General features: G+C 31.8%; 21 protein-coding genes and 5 pseudogenes. 17 read left to right on the top strand and 9 right to left on the bottom strand.

Annotation, left to right across the window (positions count from 1 at the left end; translation table 11 throughout):
• Positions 1-4 precede the first annotated feature (4 nt).
• From JFU18_RS28075 to sbnB, 7 genes and pseudogenes are all read left to right on the top strand, one after another.
• On the top strand, positions 5-1,513 hold the full coding sequence (locus JFU18_RS28075; protein WP_201035009.1) for an AMP-binding protein: 1,509 nt from the start codon (positions 5-7) through the stop codon (positions 1,511-1,513).
• Positions 1,514-1,518: 5 nt separating this feature from the next.
• Positions 1,519-1,755 (top strand): hypothetical protein, encoded by a 237-nt coding sequence (locus JFU18_RS28080; protein WP_149191255.1) that lies wholly within the window; start codon positions 1,519-1,521, stop codon positions 1,753-1,755.
• A gap of 3 nt (positions 1,756-1,758) precedes the next feature.
• Positions 1,759-3,024: a DUF6421 family protein gene (locus JFU18_RS28085; RefSeq protein WP_201033385.1), complete on the top strand. Its 1,266-nt coding sequence runs from the start codon at positions 1,759-1,761 to the stop codon at positions 3,022-3,024.
• Complete coding sequence (locus JFU18_RS28090) at positions 3,017-4,240, top strand: argininosuccinate synthase domain-containing protein (RefSeq protein ID WP_201033384.1); 1,224 nt, start codon at positions 3,017-3,019, stop codon at positions 4,238-4,240. The genes JFU18_RS28085 and JFU18_RS28090 overlap by 8 nt, the downstream gene beginning before the upstream one ends.
• The gene (locus JFU18_RS28095) at positions 4,233-5,258 is read left to right on the top strand and encodes a TauD/TfdA family dioxygenase (protein ID WP_242483560.1); all 1,026 of its coding nucleotides are present in this window, start codon (positions 4,233-4,235) and stop codon (positions 5,256-5,258) included. The genes JFU18_RS28090 and JFU18_RS28095 overlap by 8 nt, the downstream gene beginning before the upstream one ends.
• Position 5,259: 1 nt before the next feature.
• Complete coding sequence (locus JFU18_RS28100; protein ID WP_088031170.1) at positions 5,260-6,285, top strand: hypothetical protein; 1,026 nt, start codon at positions 5,260-5,262, stop codon at positions 6,283-6,285.
• Between the two features lie 52 nt (positions 6,286-6,337).
• Positions 6,338-7,359: pseudogene (sbnB, locus tag JFU18_RS28105) on the top strand (2,3-diaminopropionate biosynthesis protein SbnB).
• Between the two features lie 221 nt (positions 7,360-7,580).
• Here the strand turns inward: sbnB and tnpB are convergent.
• Positions 7,581-8,663 (bottom strand): annotated as a pseudogene (gene tnpB / locus JFU18_RS30030) (IS200/IS605 family element RNA-guided endonuclease TnpB); the annotation flags it as partial.
• Positions 8,664-9,247: 584 nt separating this feature from the next.
• Between tnpB and JFU18_RS30035 the strand changes: the two are divergent.
• Positions 9,248-9,388 carry a hypothetical protein gene (locus tag JFU18_RS30035; protein WP_242483559.1) on the top strand — a complete coding sequence of 47 codons (141 nt, stop codon included), beginning with the start codon at positions 9,248-9,250 and terminating at the stop codon, positions 9,386-9,388.
• Between the two features lie 618 nt (positions 9,389-10,006).
• Here JFU18_RS30035 and JFU18_RS28125 read toward each other — a convergent pair.
• Positions 10,007-10,249, bottom strand: a complete 243-nt coding sequence (locus JFU18_RS28125) for a DUF3937 family protein (protein WP_242483558.1) — start codon at positions 10,247-10,249, stop codon at positions 10,007-10,009.
• Between the two features lie 590 nt (positions 10,250-10,839).
• Here JFU18_RS28125 and JFU18_RS28130 point away from each other — a divergent pair.
• Positions 10,840-11,064 carry a hemolysin XhlA family protein gene (locus tag JFU18_RS28130; protein WP_201033381.1) on the top strand — a complete coding sequence of 75 codons (225 nt, stop codon included), beginning with the start codon at positions 10,840-10,842 and terminating at the stop codon, positions 11,062-11,064.
• Between the two features lie 149 nt (positions 11,065-11,213).
• Here JFU18_RS28130 and JFU18_RS28135 read toward each other — a convergent pair.
• Positions 11,214-11,543, bottom strand: a pseudogene (locus JFU18_RS28135) (RNA-guided endonuclease TnpB family protein); the annotation flags it as partial.
• A gap of 5 nt (positions 11,544-11,548) precedes the next feature.
• Positions 11,549-11,950 carry an IS200/IS605 family transposase gene (tnpA, locus tag JFU18_RS28140; RefSeq protein ID WP_201035008.1) on the bottom strand — a complete coding sequence of 134 codons (402 nt, stop codon included), beginning with the start codon at positions 11,948-11,950 and terminating at the stop codon, positions 11,549-11,551.
• A gap of 323 nt (positions 11,951-12,273) precedes the next feature.
• Here tnpA and JFU18_RS28145 point away from each other — a divergent pair.
• A pseudogene (locus JFU18_RS28145) lies at positions 12,274-13,030 on the top strand (SDR family oxidoreductase).
• 47 nt (positions 13,031-13,077) lie between these two features.
• Here JFU18_RS28145 and JFU18_RS28150 read toward each other — a convergent pair.
• Both JFU18_RS28150 and JFU18_RS28155 read right to left on the bottom strand, forming a co-directional pair.
• Positions 13,078-13,290, bottom strand: a complete 213-nt coding sequence (locus JFU18_RS28150) for a DUF3006 domain-containing protein (RefSeq protein ID WP_088031164.1) — start codon at positions 13,288-13,290, stop codon at positions 13,078-13,080.
• Positions 13,291-13,292: 2 nt separating this feature from the next.
• A pseudogene (locus JFU18_RS28155) lies at positions 13,293-14,165 on the bottom strand (ComEC/Rec2 family competence protein); the annotation flags it as partial.
• A 583-nt stretch (positions 14,166-14,748) separates the two neighbouring features.
• On the opposite strand from JFU18_RS28155, the gene JFU18_RS28160 reads away from it, so the two are divergent.
• The 3 genes from JFU18_RS28160 to hfq all read left to right on the top strand — a co-directional run bounded on the left by JFU18_RS28160 (position 14,749) and on the right by hfq (position 15,752).
• Positions 14,749-15,027, top strand: coding sequence for an AbrB/MazE/SpoVT family DNA-binding domain-containing protein (locus JFU18_RS28160; protein ID WP_201035007.1), 279 nt, complete (start codon positions 14,749-14,751; stop codon positions 15,025-15,027).
• A 173-nt stretch (positions 15,028-15,200) separates the two neighbouring features.
• The gene (locus JFU18_RS28165; protein ID WP_201033542.1) at positions 15,201-15,536 is read left to right on the top strand and encodes a transposase; all 336 of its coding nucleotides are present in this window, start codon (positions 15,201-15,203) and stop codon (positions 15,534-15,536) included.
• 27 nt (positions 15,537-15,563) lie between these two features.
• Positions 15,564-15,752, top strand: coding sequence for an RNA chaperone Hfq (gene hfq, locus JFU18_RS28170; protein WP_201033378.1), 189 nt, complete (start codon positions 15,564-15,566; stop codon positions 15,750-15,752).
• 257 nt (positions 15,753-16,009) lie between these two features.
• Here the strand turns inward: hfq and JFU18_RS28175 are convergent, their stop codons facing one another.
• Together JFU18_RS28175 and JFU18_RS28180 are read right to left on the bottom strand one after the other, a co-directional pair.
• Entirely contained in the window at positions 16,010-16,192 is a 183-nt protein-coding gene (locus JFU18_RS28175; RefSeq protein ID WP_201033377.1) for a hypothetical protein, read from the bottom strand.
• 100 nt (positions 16,193-16,292) lie between these two features.
• On the bottom strand, positions 16,293-16,493 hold the full coding sequence (locus JFU18_RS28180) for a cold-shock protein (RefSeq protein ID WP_012261563.1): 201 nt from the start codon (positions 16,491-16,493) through the stop codon (positions 16,293-16,295).
• A gap of 374 nt (positions 16,494-16,867) precedes the next feature.
• Between JFU18_RS28180 and JFU18_RS28185 the strand changes: the two genes are divergently transcribed.
• Positions 16,868-17,575, top strand: coding sequence for an IS6 family transposase (locus JFU18_RS28185; RefSeq protein ID WP_201033376.1), 708 nt, complete (start codon positions 16,868-16,870; stop codon positions 17,573-17,575).
• Between the two features lie 450 nt (positions 17,576-18,025).
• Here the strand turns inward: JFU18_RS28185 and JFU18_RS28190 are convergent, their stop codons facing one another.
• Positions 18,026-18,136 carry a YjcZ family sporulation protein gene (locus tag JFU18_RS28190; protein ID WP_000540371.1) on the bottom strand — a complete coding sequence of 37 codons (111 nt, stop codon included), beginning with the start codon at positions 18,134-18,136 and terminating at the stop codon, positions 18,026-18,028.
• 394 nt (positions 18,137-18,530) lie between these two features.
• Here JFU18_RS28190 and JFU18_RS28195 point away from each other — a divergent pair, with 394 nt between their 5' ends.
• The 3 genes from JFU18_RS28195 (at position 18,531) to JFU18_RS28205 (ending at position 21,268) form a co-directional block, all read left to right on the top strand.
• Positions 18,531-18,812, top strand: coding sequence for an LCI fold-containing protein (locus JFU18_RS28195; RefSeq protein ID WP_088037994.1), 282 nt, complete (start codon positions 18,531-18,533; stop codon positions 18,810-18,812).
• Between the two features lie 494 nt (positions 18,813-19,306).
• The gene (locus JFU18_RS28200; RefSeq protein ID WP_201033374.1) at positions 19,307-19,504 is read left to right on the top strand and encodes a hypothetical protein; all 198 of its coding nucleotides are present in this window, start codon (positions 19,307-19,309) and stop codon (positions 19,502-19,504) included.
• A gap of 1,134 nt (positions 19,505-20,638) precedes the next feature.
• On the top strand, positions 20,639-21,268 hold the full coding sequence (locus tag JFU18_RS28205; protein ID WP_201035006.1) for a Holliday junction resolvase RecU: 630 nt from the start codon (positions 20,639-20,641) through the stop codon (positions 21,266-21,268).
• The last annotated feature ends 122 nt before the right edge of the window (positions 21,269-21,390 follow it).

Consider the following 21,390-nt stretch of genomic DNA (forward strand, 5'->3'; position numbering starts at 1 on the left):
TGCTTTGAAAGTATGCCTTAAAACAATGCTTAATAATACGATTGAAAAATATAAAGATAAAATAGCTTATAAAACAGATACAGAAAATTATTTGTATAAAGAAATTGATAATGTATCTGGTCAATTGGCCAATGCTCTATTGTCAAAAGGTATTACCGTTGGAGAAAGAATTGGAATTTTAAGTACAAATCCAATACACAACGTAATAACTTATATAGCAGCACTAAAAATAGGGGCTGTAAGTGTGCCGCTAAATCCAGATGAACAAGTGAAAATCTTTGAAGATAGTATTAAAAGCGCTCAAATAAAATGCTGTATAGTTAACAAAAAAAATGCTATAGATTCTAAATTGAATTTTGTAGAAGACCTATTATTATTCTCATTGGATCTATGTAAACCTCAACAAAATTTGTTTGATCTAGCATATGTTAAGTCTATGGAATCAAATGTTGATGTTGGTAGAATAGATGATAGTCTTGAATCTTTTATATTTTTCACTTCAGGTTCGACAGGTATGAAAAAAGGGGTAATTTTAGCAAGAGAAAGTTTTCGTGCCTTTATTAGCTGGGGAAGCGAGTTTGTTGGAGCCACAAATGCGGATAAATTTTTATGTCATGCGCCTTTATATTTTGACATGTCTATATTCTCTTTATTTATCCCTTTTGCTGTAGGTGGTTGCTGTGTACTTCCTTCAAGTGAAAAGAGGAATAATCCGCGATATATGAATCAATTGATTGAAGAGGAAAAAATTAACATTTTGCATTTGGTTCCTTCATCAATTAAATTGCTTCTAAATGAAAAAATCAAAAATTATACTTCTGTTCGTTTTTTGGGATTAGCGGGTGAAGCTTTACCTTTCGGCGATGTGAAATTGGTTAGAAATTGTTTTGAAAATGCTAATATTGTGAATTTTTATGGTAATACAGAGGTTAATGAGGCATTATCTTATTTGTTTCCTCAAGACATAGAGGCATTAAAAATTCTTCCTATTGGCAGACCATTAAAACATGTACAATTACAGGTTTTAGATGCTGATTTGCTACCATGTGGTGAAGGAGAAGTTGGAGAGTTATATGTGCATTCTTCGACGATGTTAAAAGGGTATTTGAATAAAACAGACAATGAGACCTTTAAAATGAATGATTCAAATAACTTAAAATACTTTCCAACTGGTGATTTGGTTAAAAATGAAAATGGTCTGTATTATTACATGGGCCGTATGGACGACATGGTTAAGATTCAAGGGAAAAGGGTTTATCTTTCAGAAGTCAGGAATGTAATTTCTAAACATAATCTTATAGATGAGGTGTTTATTGTAATGAACAATGATGGTCTTACTTGTTATATTCATTCTAAAGCAACTTTAAATTCCTTAGATATTAGAGAGTATTGCTCTGAGTTTTTAGATGCTTATGCAATTCCTAGTAAGTTTATTTTTACAGAGCATAAATTACCTAAAACTAGTACTGGCAAAATTGATCGAAAGAAACTAATGGGATATACGGAGGAATAAAGTGCATGCTGGAAACGGAATTAGAAGATTATATAAAAAGAGAATTATTACAGGATGGAAGTATTGAAAGTATCCCACATGATCTAGATTTAATAGGGACAGGTATACTTAATTCTTTAAAAATTATGGAGTTAATTACTTATTTAGAAAATGTACAACAGGTTCAATTCATGGAGTCTGAAATTTCATTTGAAAACTTCAATTCAATTAGTTCGATAACACAATTATTAAATAGGAGGTAGTTTATGTTAATTTCAAGTGATATGGATAATTTGAAAAATTTGTTATGGTATAACAGTGCAGAAGAGTTAGTTTTAGAAGTTGAAAAATTAAGAGTACATCAAAATTATTTAGGTCAAATTAATAAAGAAGATTCATATTGTGAAGAAATTATTGAACGTATTATACTCATTTTAGAAAAGTTAAAGATCCATTTTGATGAAGGCTTAGTAAAAGCAATTATAAAAGATTTGATTGCATGGAAAGAATCTGGTATTAATAATACACCCAAATTTGATTTTACTTTTGGGAAATACAATAAAATTGAGAATAAAGAATTTGGTATGTTCTTTTTCCCTGTGAAAAAAAATAAAATTATTAATTTTGAAGCATGCTTTTATTATCGGAATGAACCAGAAGCTATCACACATTTAAGAGAAGAGTTACCATTTGATACTTTTATGGGCGTAGAATTAATCTTGGGAACGAAGGGTATTTTAGAAGCTAATGTATTTAGCTTTTTCCCAGAAGCAATTGTAACAAATAGTAGCATAGAACAAGATAAATTTTCTTTGTTCTTTATAAACAAGTACTTACAAGTGTTCCATCAGATTACTAAACCTATTAGTGAAGAGGTCTTAAAAACACCTCTATCAATATTTAAAGCTAATCTTAATGATATTTATACGGCAAGAATGCTACTTTCGTACTTACATGATTACTATCATTACAAAGGAGTATTACCTTTAAATGTATTCTTTAAAGAAAAAAGTTCACTGCTAGGAAGTTCATTTGAAGAAGTTAGAGTAGATATATCAGCATATTTGTATTTATTAAATAAGGACTCTTATATTGATAAACTAGCAAAAGAGATATTTCTTGTGGAAAGACTATTTCGTTATAGCTATGCTGATGATCCTGAAAAAAGTTTTGACTGTCTAACAAATTATATTTTATTTGAGTACCTTTTAAAGGCTAGAGCAATTACATTTAAAGATTTTAAAATTGAGTTGGATATTATGAAAATCAAAGAAAATCTAAGTATGTTATTAGATGATATTACAGACCTTGAGATACGTATCTTAAATTCTCCAAAAGATGCAGTTCCGGATGTAATCAAAGAATGGTTCAGTGTTAACTTCGACTTTTATAGAAATTCAGAAATTGTCACCACAGTATTTGCTAAATGGATTATAGAATTTGGAAGGGGATTGAATATTCCTCGTAATATAAGATATTTTAACAATAAATTAATCGCAAAAAATGAAATAGGGACTAATTTATATGAGTAAAATATATGGTCAATTCCAAGAACTATTGCCTTTTAAAAATGAAAAAGCTGTACTCTTGTTTTCTGGTGGACTAGATAGTTTTTATACAGCTTATGAATTGAAAAAATACGATATGGATATACATGCCGTTTTAATTGATGTTGGACAAAACATTTCTGATGAAATTATGGAATTATCTCGAAAATTAGAATTGAAACTTCATATTATTGATGCTTCAGAAGATTTGTGTAATAGCTATATATCACATGGGATAATGGCCAAAGCTTTATATAACAACCATTTCCCTATTTCTTCTAGCTACACACGTCCGTTACTTGCTAAATTGGCATGTGAGTATGCTAAAGATATTGGAGGATCACTAATTGTTCATAATTCAACACCATATCAGAATTCTGCTATGAGATTTAACCTTTCTATAATGGCCAATTATCCAAATGTTAATATATTTTGTCCGGCTATAGGAGAATATACTACACGTGAAGATAAAGCGAGAATATTGAAGAAAGAATTAGGTATCGATTTCCCTACCACATCTAAATATTCTATTGACGAGAACTTATGGTGCAGAGTTATAGAGAATGATACTTTAGAGTATACTGAGTTAGAAATTAGAGATAACGTATTTGAGTGGACAAATAAAATAGAAGAAAAAGAAATTCTATACCTAGATATAACGTTCAAAAATGGTATTCCGTTTAAGATTAATAATGATAAGAGGAGTTTAAAGGAGATAGTGATTTTATTAAATGATCTCTTATCGGATTATAAAATTGGAAGATATGCAGGTTTAGAAGATAGTTGTTTTGGTGTTAAGAATCCAGAAATTCGAGAAGCTCCAGCAGCAATGTTAATACATCAATCTCATTTATTATTAGAAGAAATGGTATTAACTAGAGATGAACTAAGAGTAAAGTCCTATATTGATAGAGAATGGACTAATCTAGTAGTAGGTGGAGGATGGTTTAGTCCTCTTAAGTCCTGCTTAGATGAAAGTATAAGAGCTTTTAATAAAAGTTTAAATGGGACTATCAAATGGAAAATTACAAAAGGAAATATTTTTTGTATTGCTAAAACTGCAAGTAACAGCCTTAGTTTTTCGAATTTTGAGAACTTTATAGATGAATTTAAACCATATTCTATTAATAGTTTTTTTCAACAAAAGGCTCGGGAATTAAGGATCGGCATAGGAAAGGAAGGAGATGAGTTTTATGACTAATTATTCCAGTAATTGGGAAGTGCATTTAACCGAGGAGGAGAAGAAACAATTAAAGCATTTAATTAATGAGCTTCCATTACTTGATATAACCAAGATGGATGATAAATTATTAAACGAATTAGATATTATTAAAAGTAAGTTACCTATACGTATTTTAAAGGAATTAGTTACATTTAAAAGGTTTTCTAATTTATTTGGGACTTTAAAATTCTCTAATTTACCAACAGATCCAATTCTTCCGAATACACCAGTAAAGGGTCAGTTAAGTGAAGATAAGCAAACGGCCATTAGTGAGTATATCTTATTTTTATTTATGCTTTGTTTAGGGGAACCACTTGCATATGAAGATGAAAAACAGGGGTTATTAGTTCAAAATATTTGCCCGGTAAAAGGACAAGAAAAAAAGCAAGAGAATACAGGATCTGATATCTTAGAGTTCCATACTGAAGATGGGTTTCATCCATATAAACCTGACTTTTTAGCTTTATACTGTGTAAAATCTGATAAAGAAGCTAAGGCAAAGACAATTACTTCCTCAATCCGAAAAGTTTTATTTAACTTATCTAATGATGTAATAGAGATATTAAGAAAACCTTTATATAAAATTAATGCACCATCATCATTTTTAGAAAATGGGGATGAAGACAGTTATCATACTACTATACCTGTGTTAAGTGGACCTTTATTAGATCCGGATATTTGCATAGATTTTTATCTAATGGAACCTCAAACACCTATGGCTAAGTGGGCGCTAGAATATTTGAAAAAGCAATTGTTAGAGAACTGTATACAAGTCGCTCTTAAACCAGGTGAATTATTAGTTGTGGATAATAAAAAAGCTATTCATGCTCGGACAGGTTTTACTCCAAAATACGATGGAAATGATCGGTGGTTACAGCGAATGTTTGCAGTAAGGAACATTAAGACGTCTGAATTATCAAGACATCCAGGGAAATTAGTATGCTCTCCTGTAAATGTTCTTTTTGAGTTTAGTGAAAACGCAAAGGAAGTTTTATGAGATGCTTAATGAAAGGTATAGCTATTTGAGAAGAGGTGTCAATTGTTATTGGAATAGTATGTCTTTGTTATTGGAGCAATTTGGTTTAGAGCCATTAATTTTAAAGCATTTAAATTTTGGATATGTATATAGTAATCCTAGTTTAGATATTACTTTTGAGCTTGAGGCGGAACAGCCTAATACTCTTGGATGGTTGCAAAATTATATTGGCACTAGTAAATCTAAGGTAGCTCCTCATAAATTAAGAGAGTTTCTTCATAATAATACTGAATCATTTTTATTATGCGTAGATGTTAAGGTTCTTTCAACTATGTATCCAACCTTTCCACCAGTTCATGATTATCATTATTTGAACATAGTAGGAGTAGAGAACGAAAATGTTCATGTTAAAGATCAATATTTTGGTTATCATGGTCCGATACCTATTGACTTAATTAATAATTCTATTCAGTCTAAAAAGATTAAACAAGCAGGCGAAGTTATTAAGTTAAATATAGAAACTGCACGAATTAATAATTTTAATGATGAAATGATAAAATGTTTGAAATATGAGTTTTTATTGAAATTATCTCAGTATTTACAGGGGCATTTTCAATTCGACGGTGTTAGTTATTATACAGGGACAACAGCAATTTCTAAACTATATATGGAGATAGATCAAGTATTTTCAAATGCAATGAGTAGACAAGAAAGTATACAGGATAATTGGAATTTTTTAATTCGTAGATTTAATACTTGTTTTCTTTATAGTAGAGAAGGGATGCTATATTACTTAAATAAATATCACCATATAGTTTCTCTTGATATGGAAAAGTTGATTAATTATTTGGGATATTCCCTTAGCATTACACGGAAAATTTCTTTTATTATAATGCAGGCAAATTTAAAGAATAAAGATCCTCAACAAATTATACCTACCCTTCAATTGAAATTGGAAGAGCTAATGTCTGTTGAGAAGGATATTCATAAGGAAATAGATACTGTATATCAAAAATTAAACATAATGGAGAGAAGTATTACAGATTGACTAGTACTTATAATATTAGTAATATATGAAAATACAATAAAGGGTGATATGAATGACTAATAAAGCTGTTGAGCCGAAAATTCTTTATCTTAGTAGAGCAGATGTTCATAAGTTAGAAGAAAATAGTTCTGATATTTATATTAAGGGCGTAGAACGTGCATTAATCCTACACTCTCGTAAGGATTTTAGTCAACCACTGAAACCATACTTAAAAACTAACAAAAAAGATGAACATATTGCTGATAGGATTATCGCTATGCCTGCACATTTAGGTGAGCCGTCTATCTCTGGTATTAAATGGATTGGAAGTAAGCATGATAATCCATCTTTGAGAAACATGGAACGGGCAAGTGCATTAATTGTTTTAAATGATCCTCAAACAAATTTCCCGATTGCTATTTTAGAGGGAAGTTCTATAAGTGCAATGAGAACAGCAGCTGTTTCTGTAGTTGCTACGAGACATTTAGCCAATAAAGACTTTAGAAATCTATCTATTGTTGGTTGTGGCTTGATTGCTAAAATGCATGTAATGTCTATGTTAGAAAATTTCAAAAGTATTAAGAATGTTGTACTATACGATGTGGAGCTAAATAAAGCACAAGAACTAATAAAAGAGTTTCAGTCAAAATATAAAAATATATCATTTCGGGTTGCCGATAAAGTTCAGGATGCTGTTGAAAAAGCAGAAGTATTAGTTACATGTACAGTAGCGAATAAGCCATATATTAAAGCAGAGTGGATTCAAAAAGGAACATTTATTAGTAATGTATCTATTATGGATTTAGAAAGTGAATTATTTATACAAGCGGATAAGGTAATTGTAGATGATTGGGATCAAGCAAATAGAGAAAAAAAGTAATAAATCAATTGGTTTTAGAAGGTAAATTTTCTAAAGAGATGCTACATGCTGAATTAGGGGATATTATTACTGGATTAAAAGCAGGGAGAGAACATAAGGATGAATTAATTATCCTAAACCCCATGGGAATGGCTATTGAGGATATTTCATGTGCATATGAGATTTATGAGAATGCTCTAAAAAATAACATTGGTAAATACTTGGATTTATATTAATTTGAAAATATTATAATTTTTTAGTCAGTGAGATGCTTTCGAGCATCTTTTTTTATTTCAAATGTTTTTTGAATAAGATAGATTAGTATTATCCTTGGTAATGTAATGAGATATAAGTGTATTTCAAAACTGTATTTGAACCACTCACTACTTAACGTTCTAACGGAATGTTTGAAGCGGGAGATTTCTAAGTATAGAAACTTAACTAGGTTATCACCGTAGTTTCTAAGATTTAGTCCTGTGTTAATATCTCTATCGTGATGTGTGCCACGAGGAGGAAAATGACACTCACGAAGATTTATACTTTTAATATCTTTATTTTGGTAACCACAACTCGAACATAGCTGACTAGCAGTAAATATTTTTGAGACAACTACAACTTGCTTCCTGTACCATTTTGCTTTGTATTCCAACATATTTTGAAATTATGACCAAGATACTTCACTGATTGCTTTGGCAAGTTTCCCGTTTTTTAGCATATTGCTTACTTGTAGATCCTCAATACCAATTACATCGTGGTTTTTGATGATTTCGGTAGAGATTTTATCCAAGTAATCTTTTCTTGCATTAGTAATATGTTCATGGACTCGTGCCACTTTCACACGTTGTTTACTCCAGTTCGAAGAACCTTTCGTTCTTCTGGAAAGGATGCGTTGTGCTTCCGCTAATTTTTTTTCTAATGTACGAAAGAATTTAGGGTTTTTGTATGTAGTGCCATTTGAAAGAATAGCAAAATCCTTTAATCCCATATCAATCCCAACAGAAGATCCTGTTTTCGATAATTCTTTTACTTCTGTCTCAACTAGCAAAGATACAAAGTATTTACCACTTGGATTCCGTCTAATGGTAGCATTTAGAATACGTCCCGTTACCTCACGGCTCTTTGCAAACCTCACAAGTCCGATTTTAGGTAGTTTTATTCGATTACCTATCACAGCGATATTTTTATTTGTTTCTTTCGTTGTGTAAGATTGGATTTTATTTCGTTTGGACTTGAATCGTGGAGGATCATTCTATTTCTTGAAAAAGCGTGAAAAAGCATCTGCCAGATTTTTTAATGTAGATTGAAGCGCAATACTATCTACTTCTTTTAACCATATCGTATCATTCTGTTTTTTTAATTGAGTGAGCTCGGCAGAGCAAGAATTATATGTTAATCCTTTCCCTGTTTCTTTGTAAGTATTGTTCCACATAGTAAGGAACCGATTGAACACAAATCGACTACAATCAATCGTTTTCGCAATTAAGATTTCTTGTCTTTTATTCGGGTAAATACGAAATTTATATGCTTTATTTATTAACATTGATTGCGCCTCACTTTCTAGCATTCTTCTTAATAGTATACAAAATAAGTAGGCTTACGCCTACCGACATTCATCTCCCACCTAAAATTGGTGTTTCACACCTTCACATTTTTGAGGAAGGAGTCTTCTGTCGGAAAATGATAAATTTAAGGGTCCAGTTTGTTCAAAATCAGAAGAATTCATCGATCAATTGTTTGGAGACTTATGGCATTAAATTCGAATCCGCTCGGTAATCTGCTATTAATCGTTTTCTTCTGTAATTATTTACAGAAGAACCCTTTTCTTTATTCATAAATTATGTCTTTAATTTTCCATAAATAGTTTTATTTTTCATTTTCAAAATCTAATTAATTATTTTTTGATTATCTTTGTTATACTTAAGTCAAGAAGAGGATGTATACTTTTAAAAAAAGAACATAGTAGTAATTTAATATATTGAGGGATAATATAAAAAGAAATAAGTTATCAAGAGTATTGATTATAATATTCTTTAGCAATTGAAAGATAATAAGTAAATGGCAGTAAATTTAATAAGGTTATTCTGAAGTAGTTATTTAGATTAATATCTGAAGGAGTTGTTTATAGTGTGGCAGGAAAAGGTATTAAAAGAACTCATAATTAAAATGATAGAAGCAGATAGAGAAAATTTAAAACTTATTTCAGCTTTAATGGATTTGGATATACACGTAGAAAATAAAGCTTTTTTTCTATTTATAAAATCTTGAAAGAAATAATTGATTTAGAGTTTCTATTACAAACTACAGAGAGTTACGAGAAGGAAGAAATAACAGTACAACAGCTAGGAGATATTTTATATGGACATATAGAAAAAAATAAAGCTAATAAAGTATAAATATACGTATTAGAAAAGAGCTGTTGTTGATGGATGATCAACTCTCTGTCAAGTAGGTAGCGAAAATATCTTTATATAATTTTTTATTTACGTGTAGTACGTTCACTGTTAGCAATAATAACATTTGTATTGTTATTATTAGTGAGTAGGGATCTGTTGTGGTGATAGTAAATTTTCTGATTTCCAGTATACGTAATTAGAAAGTAAATATAAGGCGTATTTCTATCGTGTATTTTACTTGTACTTTAACACTATATCTTTTGTTTGTCACAGTTTATACACGTTCTTTGGAAATATAGTAGTTTTACATATATACCAAAACTTCTCTGATAATGTTCCTTCAGTTTTTTTGTAAAGCAATCAGTAATAAGAGAAGCATTAGAAAGTAGTCATAAATGTTGAATTTGGAAGTGTCATATTATTTCAAGAAATAATAAGGGACTATAGTCACATTTAGTGAAGATTTATGTGGATTTCATTTATCAATAGTTCACCGAAAAAAAGCACCTACAAAGATGCATTTTCGTTCGGTGATTTTTTTGTGAATTGATATATGAAAATTGCACCTGAAATAACAAAATATTCCTTCAGTGACATCTAGTAATGTTATTCGCAATGTTTTAGAGATTAACACCTCATTGCCTGTAGTAGGTCTATAATCTCTTTGATTATAACTAATAGTAAATTCAACAACATTTAAAGTAACAAATAACCATAAACAAAATAGAATCATTTTTTGCTTTTAAACATAAAGCACCACTGTACATCTAATTTAACGTTGGAGAAAAAGAGGATGTTAGATTGTGAGTATGACCTTAATAATTCGGATTGGCAAAATATAAATGGAGATATAACTCAGAGGAAAATAAGAACCATTTCGAAACAGCATATAAAGAGTGTTCTAGATACTAGGATTGGAAGACGTAATTAAAGTAGAAAAATCCGTTCTTTTTTCATATCAAATAGAAAAAGGAATCACTAAGGATTCCTCTTCTAATTCCGACTTATCTAAATCACATATAAGCAAAGATTTAAACACTCATATATTTATATGTAGATAAATATATGAGTGTTTTAGGAAATACAGTGGAGTAGCTAAATATGGATAGGAGAAGAGGCCCAGATTGTGAAAAAGAACTTGCAAGACTGCGGATTATCCTACTAATGATTTTAATATGTAAGCACGGAAAGATGTAAGTAATTCAATTAGGTTTTACCAAAGGATTTGGCGTGTGAATATGTGGAATGCATTCACAGTTAAGAGGGTTGTCTCATAATATACATATAGATTTCTCTATTAAGATGAACAGAGGGTGTGAATATATGGAAGATGTATACGCTAAAATTGACAGTCTAAAAACGGAACAAAAAGAAATCATGAGAGATATTCGTAATTTAGAGAAGCGTACAACTATTAATGAGAAAGACATAGCTACAATCAATAAGCAATTAGAAAAAATAAGTACAAACACAACCTGGATTTTGCGAATCATTATTAGTGCGATAGTTATGTCAGTTTTAGGATTGATATTAAAAGGTATTATTTAACCTTGTGAAATAGTGATATGTAATTGTAAGAGGGGCATTTGTCCCTCTTTTTATTTTGTGAACGAGAAGATCCCCTCCTCTAAGCGCGGAGTGAAGGTGGAGGATGAATCATTTTTTTCTGATAAAAGGAGCTAAAACAATGTGCTAAACGGAATTGAGATGTGTGTGAAGTCAAATGAATAATTTTGGTTATTCCATACGCAAACGAGTTTCTTTAAAATCGGAACGATTTGGTATTTACTTTTTTTCACCTTTGTAGAAAACACATTTTTCGCATCTTTAATCGCTTGATTCTTAACCGCACTTAGTAGGTTAGCAAGAACATCTTTTGTACTTTTCTTAGTGCTTTTCTTTGCTTCAACCATTTCAGATACAAGTTCATTAATGACTTTGATATATTCGTGGCTACTTTGTTCCAATAAACAGATTTGTTCTTTTGTTGGAAGCAATTTAACTTTAACTGTTATGGTTTGAGACATAAGTTTCACCCCCTTGTTTTTTGATTTTCAACATAATGTTTTATTGTCTCACTTGATACATTTCCAGCAGTAGAAATAAAATAGGAACGTGTCCATAGACTTGGCAGGTGCATGAGATGGGGAAATTCTTCTCTCAAACACTTTGATGTCACTCCTTTAATTTTTGCCATTGTATCGGCGGGACTAAGTGTTGGCAGTGTATTTAAAAACAAGTGAACGTGGTCTTTTTCACATTCCATTGCGATAATAACAATATCCAGTTCATTACATATTTCTTGAACCAACATTTTGAAGCATTCTTCTACTTTTGTATTTAGAAAAATCTTTCTTCTGTATCGTGGACAAAACACAAAATGATAGTTAATGAATGATACGGTTGTTTTAGTTCTTCTATAATCATTTATCATAGTTACATTGTGTTAGTTTGTTCAATTAACTGCAACAAAAAGGATGAAAAATAAAAGATACCAACACTTTGGATACTTAAAGTACCACAAACCTTGTGATTTTTAGTGGTACTCCTTATCCAACCTCACTTTCATCCCATTCCTAAAGGCAATGGGCTTTCTCGTTCGAAAAGGGCTGTAAAGCCAATGTATGTGTGAAGTGAAAAGGCCGACTCTTATGAGATGTTTTTTTTGCTGTTTTATGGATGCCAAATAAGAGCGCAACATTTCAAAGGTCATCTTGTGATATAACTAGGATGAGTTTTAAACAAGGGGCTGAAGAAATGAATACATTAAAGGGAAAAGTCGCGTTAGTAACTGGTGCAAGTAGGGGGATAGTGCGAAATATTGCGATAAATTTGGCACAGGATGGTGCGTTGGTCGTAGTTCACTATGGAAAAAGAAGAAGCAGAAGAAGTGGTGCATAAAATTAAAAAAGATGGTGGTTCCGCATTCATAATTAGTGCGGATTTAAGCACTCTTAACGGTATCAATAAATTGTATCCAATGATGGAGAAATCCCTTCAAAAACATATAGGCGATAATACGGTTGATATTCTTGTAAATAATGCTGGAATCGGGCGGATTTTAACATTAGAAGAATCCACAGAAGAGTCTTTTGATGAGATTATGAATATTAATGTTAAGGCTCCATTTCTTATTATCCAACAGGCTTTACCACGATTAAAAGATGGAGGACGGATCATCAATATTTCATCGTTTGTTACATGTGTCACCTCGACAAGTGTTTTTGCTTACAGTATATCTAAGGGGGCAATTAATAGACGCACTCATACTTTAGCACAACAAAATTGGTTACCGCGGTATTACGGTAAACGCCATTCTTCCTGGCATAATTAATGCAGAAATGAATGCTGGAACATTGGGAAATCAAGATGGACAGAAATATGCTGCAAGTTTTTCGACCTTTAATAGATGGAGCCTAAAGATATAACTGATATTGTAGCTTTTCTTGCTTCATCAAACAGTCGCTGGATAACTGGGGAATTAATCGATGCAAGTGGCGGATCTTGTTTATAATAGCAATGGAAAAAGCCAGCTTATATTGAGCTGACTTTGAAAATCTATTATTCAAATAGCTTATCCATTAAATTTTGAATTTCACATCTTCTTTTATCTGTTTCATGATTATCAATTGTATACGTATCATTTTCAATTATAAGAACGTCCCCTTCTTTTACATTAGAAGGAAGTTTGGATCTGGGTACATCAATTGTTATGTTATTGATTTCAATAACTGCTAATGCTCCTTCAAAACGGTCAATAATACCTCTTTGCATCGTTATCTCTCCGTTCTTACTGAAATATCTGAACCATCACTATTAATAACTACAGTTCCATTTAAATCAGTTCTATATACCTTAACAGACATTGAAGATAACTTGGCTAACGTTTCTTGTGTAGGATGTCCATATCTGTTACCTGCACCTGCACTGATAACAGCGATATTTGGTTTAACTGCATCTAAAAATGGCTGAGAAGAAGAAGTCTTGCTTCCATGGTGACCTGGTTTTAATACATCAGATTTTAGGTTTGAACCATGTGCTGCAATCATATCTTTTTCGCTTTTTGCTTCAGCATCACCAGTAAATAAGAATGATTTGCTGCCGTGCGTTACTTTTAATACAGCGCTCCATTCGTTTAAGTCATCACCATATTCTTTAACAGGGGCTAAGAATTGTGAGTCTAAACCATTGATTGGTAAATTTAAACCAGATTTTGCTTCTTTAATTGTTAATCCTTTGTTGGCTACCGCAGTTAAAAAGTCTTTAAATGTTTGGGTAGTATGGCTTACTTTAGGTGCATACACATTTTTTACGTTCATAGAATTTAGGACTTCATCTAATCCACCTACATGATCAGCATCAGGGTGTGTAGCAATCATATAATCAATGGTTTGGAATTCTAGTCCTTTTAGATAATTTGCCACTACCTTACCTTTGCCATTGTTTCCTCCGTCAATGAGGATTGTTTCTCCACTTGGAGATTTTATAAACGTTGCATCACCTTGTCCTACATCAATATAATGAACTTCTAAATTGCCCTCTGGTTGAGGAAGGGGAGGACGGAAGCTTGGTTCTAATACGCGAGCCAAGAATGCAGCAGACTGCTCACTTGTTACTTTTACGTCTGCACCAAATGTACCATCAGGGAAAGATTTAGCACTTGCAAGATTAGGGATAAATAATGCAGCAATCATTAGAAATGCCGTTAGTAATAAACTGAGCTTTTTCAAAAATATCGCCTCACTTTGTATATTTTTTTAACTTATTTAACTTTAGCATTTCTTACCAATAATTCAAAGCCTAATAGAGTAATATATTTGGTTACACTAGTAACAGAAAATGAGAGGATTAAAGTATGTATTAAAAAAATAAGGTTTAATTTAAAAACGACTCTTCAGATTTGTTTATTTTGTGTTTCGATGGACAAGTTAATGCAATAGGTCTTGTTCATTTTAAAAACATATGAAAAGGCAGATAAGGACTTTACATGTGTTTTTTTGGGTTTTTAGGGGGAATAAAAAGGATAGTCATTATTTAAGACTTAACGCTTTCTCTACGAGCTGACGAATTGCTTCATTTCAATTACTTATCTTGTTATCGTGCCAAAAATCCTCTATTTATTTTACTTGTTCTTTTGTAAATGCAAATAAATTTTCATGTATGGGAAAAGCTTGTTACAATAGTAAAGAATAACTTGGGTACAATTGATAATGAAATGGGGAAAGATATTAGATGAAAGCAACCGGAGTAACTAGAAAAATAGATGAATTAGGGCGTGTGGTAATTCCAAAGGAACTTAGAAATACGCTAGGTATTAAAGAAAAATCACCATTAGAGATCTTTGTAGAAGGTGAAGATATTGTTTTACAGAAGTATCAGCCGGGTCGTGTTTGTGCATTAACAGGAGAGGTGTCAAATCATAACATAGCATTAGCAAATGGTAAGATAACATTAAGTCCAGAAGGTGCGGAACTATTAATAAAAGAAGTAAAACAGTACCTTGTAAAATAAGTGGCTCCTTAAAAGGGGCTTTTTTAAAGATCAATAAAATAATTTCACGTACCGTATTTATTATAAAAAATAACAACACAACGAACTAGTCTACATTTAACTTTTGCGACATATATATCTTTGATGTTACGATATTTATATATTCGTTCTGAAAATAAAAGGGCTGAATGAAGATGAAAAACCATATAAAAGTAAATGAAAAATTCCTTCAAACAAATAAAAAATGGTCACATCTCAAACAAAAACAAAAAGAACATATTTCTAATTGGTTACGTAGAGAATATACACAGTTTGTAAAAACATATCAAAGAAAACCTAGAAAGTATGAACATGATGAGATTCTTCATGAAGTGATGAATCAAATACAGGAACGTGAAATTCGGATTCCTTATGGTGAAGTAAAAAGATATTATCTAAGCAAAATAGGAAAATGGTTTAGAAAAATAGAAAGTGAATGGGAATCACAAATATCCAACAGTGAAAAGCTTCAGGTATTAGAAGAAAAATAAATACAAACAAACCAGGGGGCGCATTTCATGTTTAATTTACAAGAAGATATGTATGAACAATTGAAAGAGAAAAAAGGGGAAGTTACTTTGTTTTTAAAGAATGGCGTTCCATTACGTGGGCAGATCCTTGCAACAGATAAATTTACCGTCCTAATGATGATTCATGGTAAACAACAACTAATCTACAAACAAGCAATCTCTACACTTGCTATGTAATACATACTGGGGTACCGCCAGCATTTCGGAAAAACACCAAGCTAAGAGCATGCAAGATTTTATACAATTTTTCGGATAATCCAGTAACAAACAAGAACCCTAAAACCGCACCAGGATAGGAATGTATAAAAAAATGCATAGATCCATAGAAAAAAAAGAAGGTTCCCTTGTGAGAGTAGGGTTCCTCCCTTTTCCTTGCTACCGATAATGATGCGTTATGTTAACTTGACGTGTATGAGATATACAATCAAACAAGGTTATTTTCCATTTTCATTCTTATTTTGAAATAGATGCACAATCAAAAGTCCACCAACAAATAAGATTGGAAATCCTACGACTATATATAATCCGTTTTTTGGTATTCCTAATATAATTGCAAGATAACCAAAAGAAAAAGCCCATAATGCTAAAATTATGATTTCTAACATCTTCTTTTTCATTAAAAGTTAAGCACCCCAAATCCCCTTAAAAAAGTTGTATTCGGAATATTGTAACAAAATCAAAAAAAGACCCTACAAGAGGGTCTTTCATCAGCTAATATTAAGCTTTTTGAACATTAGTAGCTTGTGGACCACGTTGTCCTTGTTCTACTTCAAACGTTACACTTTGTCCTTCGTCTAAAGATTTGAAACCGTCGATTTGGATAGCTGAGAAATGTACGAATACGTCTTCTCCACCTTCACGCTCGATGAATCCAAAACCTTTGTCTGCATTAAACCATTTTACTTTACCTTGTTCCATAATTGTTGCCTCCTAGTGTGGATACCCACACATATGTTACTACTCTTGCTCAAATACCTTAGACGAAAAACAAAATTTATTCTCAATCTCAAACCGAACAAAAATAGGTCTTTCTTAAATTAACATACTTTCTAAAAAATAGCAAATTTCAAAAATAAGTCCTTATGGTAATTAGCCACTAGGGGTACCGCCACATCGCTATCAAGCTAAGAAAAAGAAAAGCCCCCTAAAATGAAAAAATACGTTATTCTTTCTGTAGAATCATAGGTGTATAATTAAAAGGGTTCTGGTGCAAAAACTTTGAAGTATATGAAAATGGTCTATCAAACTTGGAAATACTGATAGTACTACTCTATAAAAGGTGTGTGATCAGTATGGAAAAGGAAAATTTATTTAAGTGGAAACATTATCAACCAGACATCATCTTGTTAACTGTACGTTGGTACCTACGGTACAACTTAAGCTTTCGTGATTTGGTGGAAATGATGGAGGAGCGAGGGTTATTCCTGGCTCATACAACTATTATGCGATGGGTACATCAATATGGGCCGGAGTTTGATAAACGAATTCGACGTCATCTCAAACAAACGAATAACTCATGGAGAGTGGACGAAACATATATAAAAGTAAAAGGACAATGGATGTATTTATATCGTGCCGTTGATTCGGAAGGAAACACGATTGACTTTTATTTGAGTAAATCTAGAAATCATAAGGCTGCAAAGCGATTATTCAAGAAAGCCTTGCGGTCTTTTCATGTCTCAAAACCTCGTGTCATCACGGTTGATAAGAACCCTGCTTATCCAATTGCAATCGAACAGTTGAAGAAAGAAAAAAGGATATCAATAGGCACCAAAATCCGAAGGATAAAATATTTAAATAACATAGTAGAACAAGATCATCGTTTTATTAAAAAACGTATACGCTCTATGTTGGGATTTAAATCATACAAAACATCAGCATCTATATTGAGTGGTGTTGAGGCCATGCATATGGTCAAAAAAGAACAAATTGATTTGCAGGACCAGTCTGTCCAAAATCAGAATGTTTTTATCAACCAGCTGTTTGGATTAACTGCTTAACAGGTGATTCCGTTAGGAATCCTTGATTCTTTTTTTATTTATCATCTTTTTGCACCAGAACCACTTTTAATAATATGTATTGGACATCAAGTAAACACGACCTATAAAACAGAATCATTTATTTTCACCAGATTGTTAGTGTACAAATACAAGAGAATCGAGATCGTTTGTTTGGCTAGATTAAAGAAACGCCACATCTATATGGTTGAGATGTGTTACGCCTTCTAATCGGAGAATCTGCTTTATAGAACGTGTCCACGAATTATATTTTACTACATATAATATTTATTTGGTGTAATTTTGCTGAATATGTATAATTGCATTAAGTTTACGAGAAAAAGAGAGTATACTTTGGTATTGTGTAATAAAGATAAAGCCCACCTACTGAAATAGGTGGGCTTTTTAACGCATAAAGAAAAGACACCCAAAGGTGCCTTTTCCAATAGTTTTTTAGCAGAAGCAACTGCATCCGATAATGATTAATAAAATAAATAATACAACTAATAAAGCGAATCCTCCAGCAAAACCGCAGCCTTCGCCGCAACTACCACCATATCCCATAATAATAGTTCCTCCTTTAGATAAGAGGGTAAAACTAGGGTTCATTCCATGTATTTTAACGGGTTCACTTTACCTTATGTTTTTACGCCTGAATTGAGCAGGTCCTAAAAAAAAGACGCCATAAGGCGTCCCCCACAATTGGGTAGATAAGGTTTAGTTTTCCAATTTGAAGAAATTATGTATCACACATTGAGAGTATATCATAATATTTGGTTGATTTATTATGCATTACTACATACTCTTCTAAAACCCTCTATTTTCCAGTTGAAAAAATAGAATCCCAATATTATCAAAATTTAAATAAATATTTCTACATATTCAAAATATTTACAAAAATTACAAAGATGATACATTTAAGTTGTAAGCTATAAAAACTATTAAAGGGGGATTTATTATGTTCAAGAAATTAGTAGTAGGAACATTAGCAACTGGTATTGCATTAACAGGAGGAATTGGAGCAGCTTCAGCTGATACGCAACAATCTGTGAGCTCTCCGAAGCAAGCAACATGCTCAATTCCTTATGAGTATTCTAATGGTAAATTCAAAAGAACTCTTTATTACTCAAATGGAGTATATGCTAATAGTTTTAATGAAAATGTTTGTGGCGGGACGATTACGTGGTATTTAAAACATGTTCAAAATGGAGTTGCTTTTTACGAAGGTAATTTAAAATAGTAAATTTTTTGAACCTCATTTATTGAGGTTCTTTTATTTTTAATTTTTAAACGGATTCTCCATAAAAAAGACACCCAAAGGTGCCTTCCTCCAACTTGAACCATCCTAATTTTAATAATATGTATTGAACTCCTATCCAAATCTTTTTTTACATGTTAAGTAATATTGCACATTGAGAAATCTGGTATACCTCTTTATTTAAACGTAAAAAGCCCTAGAGGGGACTAGGGCTTTTTGACAGAATGAATATGATTCAAAAAAGGACTTGTATAACGTAACATATAAATGTTTCATAAATGTATCGAAAAAGTGAAAAAAATCAAAATTTGAATAAAAAAATAGCTCTTACAATTATGTAAGAGCCCCATAAACAGAGAAAAAGTCGTATGTGAAACCATATGGGAATCGCAATAACATTTTAACACCCAAATATATAGTTGTCTATATGTCTTGGTGTGGTAGAACTAAACAAAAACGCTATTTGGTGGAAAAGGATGTGCAGTTTGAAATCTGAAGAAGTTAAACAGCTTATTACTAATTTAGAACGTAGAAAATCAGGTTTAAAACGGATCCAAAATGGCTTTTCGAGAATCCATAGTGAGGAATATCGCGATGGTGTTAATAATCAAATAGGTATCCTGGACCACGTACTTATGAAGTTGAATTGGATTATGAGAGATGAAAGTAATTAGTATAAAAATTTCATTTGGTAGAAATAAAAAACCTAGTTTCCTAGGGTAATGGTATAACAGCTCAATATATTTTATTCTTTTATATTTTAACGTAATATTACGTTAAAAAAATCAGATAAATGTAACCAATTACAGAAAATAAGAGCAGCTAACAAAAGCTAACTGCTCATATAAGGAAAACAGAGAAAGGATAACCATGTGTCTACAGTATTGACGGAATATTGAATTTTAATCAAGGGAGATTATATTTTACAAATTAGATTATGATAGCCGATATTCTCCATATTGACCAGAAAAGAACCAAAAATTCTATTGAAATTCCAAGTGTTCTTTTCCTAGTTTTTTGAAATTCTTTTATTAAATAGCCAACAGCACTAATTGCTATAAGAATGAAAAGAATAAGTTCTAGTGTAACTGGCATTTGATCTACTCCTAATCCATTGGTTAATTTAGCATATAACGATTATAAGATGTTTTTGTGGTTAATGGTGAAAAATTAAACAAAACTATTTCTATATGAAAAAAGGCCCCGTTGTCTCCAACAGGACCTTTCCTAAAATGGCAAAGAGTAACTCTTACCTTACTCTTTGTTCATACACTACAAGATTATTAACGAAAATCCAAGGCTCCTTATATTGAGAAATAAAGAAGAATCATTATAAAGGATTTTATCTTTTTTCATAAATAAAAGAGCAGCTAGCAAAAACTAACTGCTCGGCTGGTTCTCCAAAAGGGGGAAAGGAGAAAAGTTAGGGACTTCATTAAATGAGTTATGGCCATCGCCTATCTATATTATTGACGAAATATTAAGTTTTATTCAGGGAGGAACTCATAATCTATAAATTAGATTATGATATTCACTATTACCCATATCGCCCAGAAAAGAACTAAAAATTCAATTGTAATCCAAAGTGCTTTTTTCTCAGGTTTTTTAAACTCTTTTATTAAAGAGAAAACAGCACTAATTGCTATAAGGATGAAAAGAACGAGTCTTATTGTATCTGGAATTTTAACCACTCCTAATTTCAAATTAAATTCATTATATAACGATTTTTTAATTTTTAGATAATTATTGGTGAGAATTAAGCAAAATTTAAACAAAATAATCCTTTAAATAGAAAGCGAGGAATAACAATGGGACTAGGAAACCGCGGAATGGCATTTGAAATGCTTATCAATCTGGCGAATGAAATGTATCAAAGAGGGGGAGTGGCACTTATAAACAAGCGTCCGACTCCTGTGAAGGTGTTAAAGAGTAAAGGTGGCCGTGTACTAAATGGATTCTATGAAGCTAAGAGTACAGTAGACTATGATGGCGTGTATAAGGGACGGGCTATTGCATTTGAAGCGAAGTCTACAGAGAATGCTACACGATTTGATTTAAAGAACATTGCGCAGCATCAATTGGATTATCTGGAGAAAGCAGAGAAGATGGGAGCGATTTGTTTCTTCCTTATTGGGTTTAGCAAGGACAAGTCAGTATTCGCAGTACCGCTATCAGTCATTCAATCTTATGTAAGGATGTCGCAACAGCCAAAAGGTAAGAAGTCTATACCAAGAGCGGACTTTGATATTTACGGGTATTTAGTAGATCAGACAGAACGAGCACCAGTTGATTATTTACAATACATTGATGAAGTAGTAACTCCAGTTATGATTGATGGCATGATTCAATTTGATCAGGACCATAAGAAAGTAATGAATAACATTGAAGCAGTGAAAGAGAAGATGGCTAACAAGAAACGAAAATTATTAAAGGCTTAATGGATAATGGAACCATAGAGGCTGGATGGTGGGGGCTGCTCGCTATGCATGGTTCTCTTATTCAATAAAGAGATATTAAAATTTCACGTACCTGATGTGAATATAAGAAAATAAAATACAGA

This window comes from Bacillus sp. TH22 (genome assembly GCF_016651015.1).
Classification (GTDB): Bacteria; Bacillota; Bacilli; order Bacillales; family Bacillaceae_G; genus Bacillus_A; species Bacillus_A mycoides.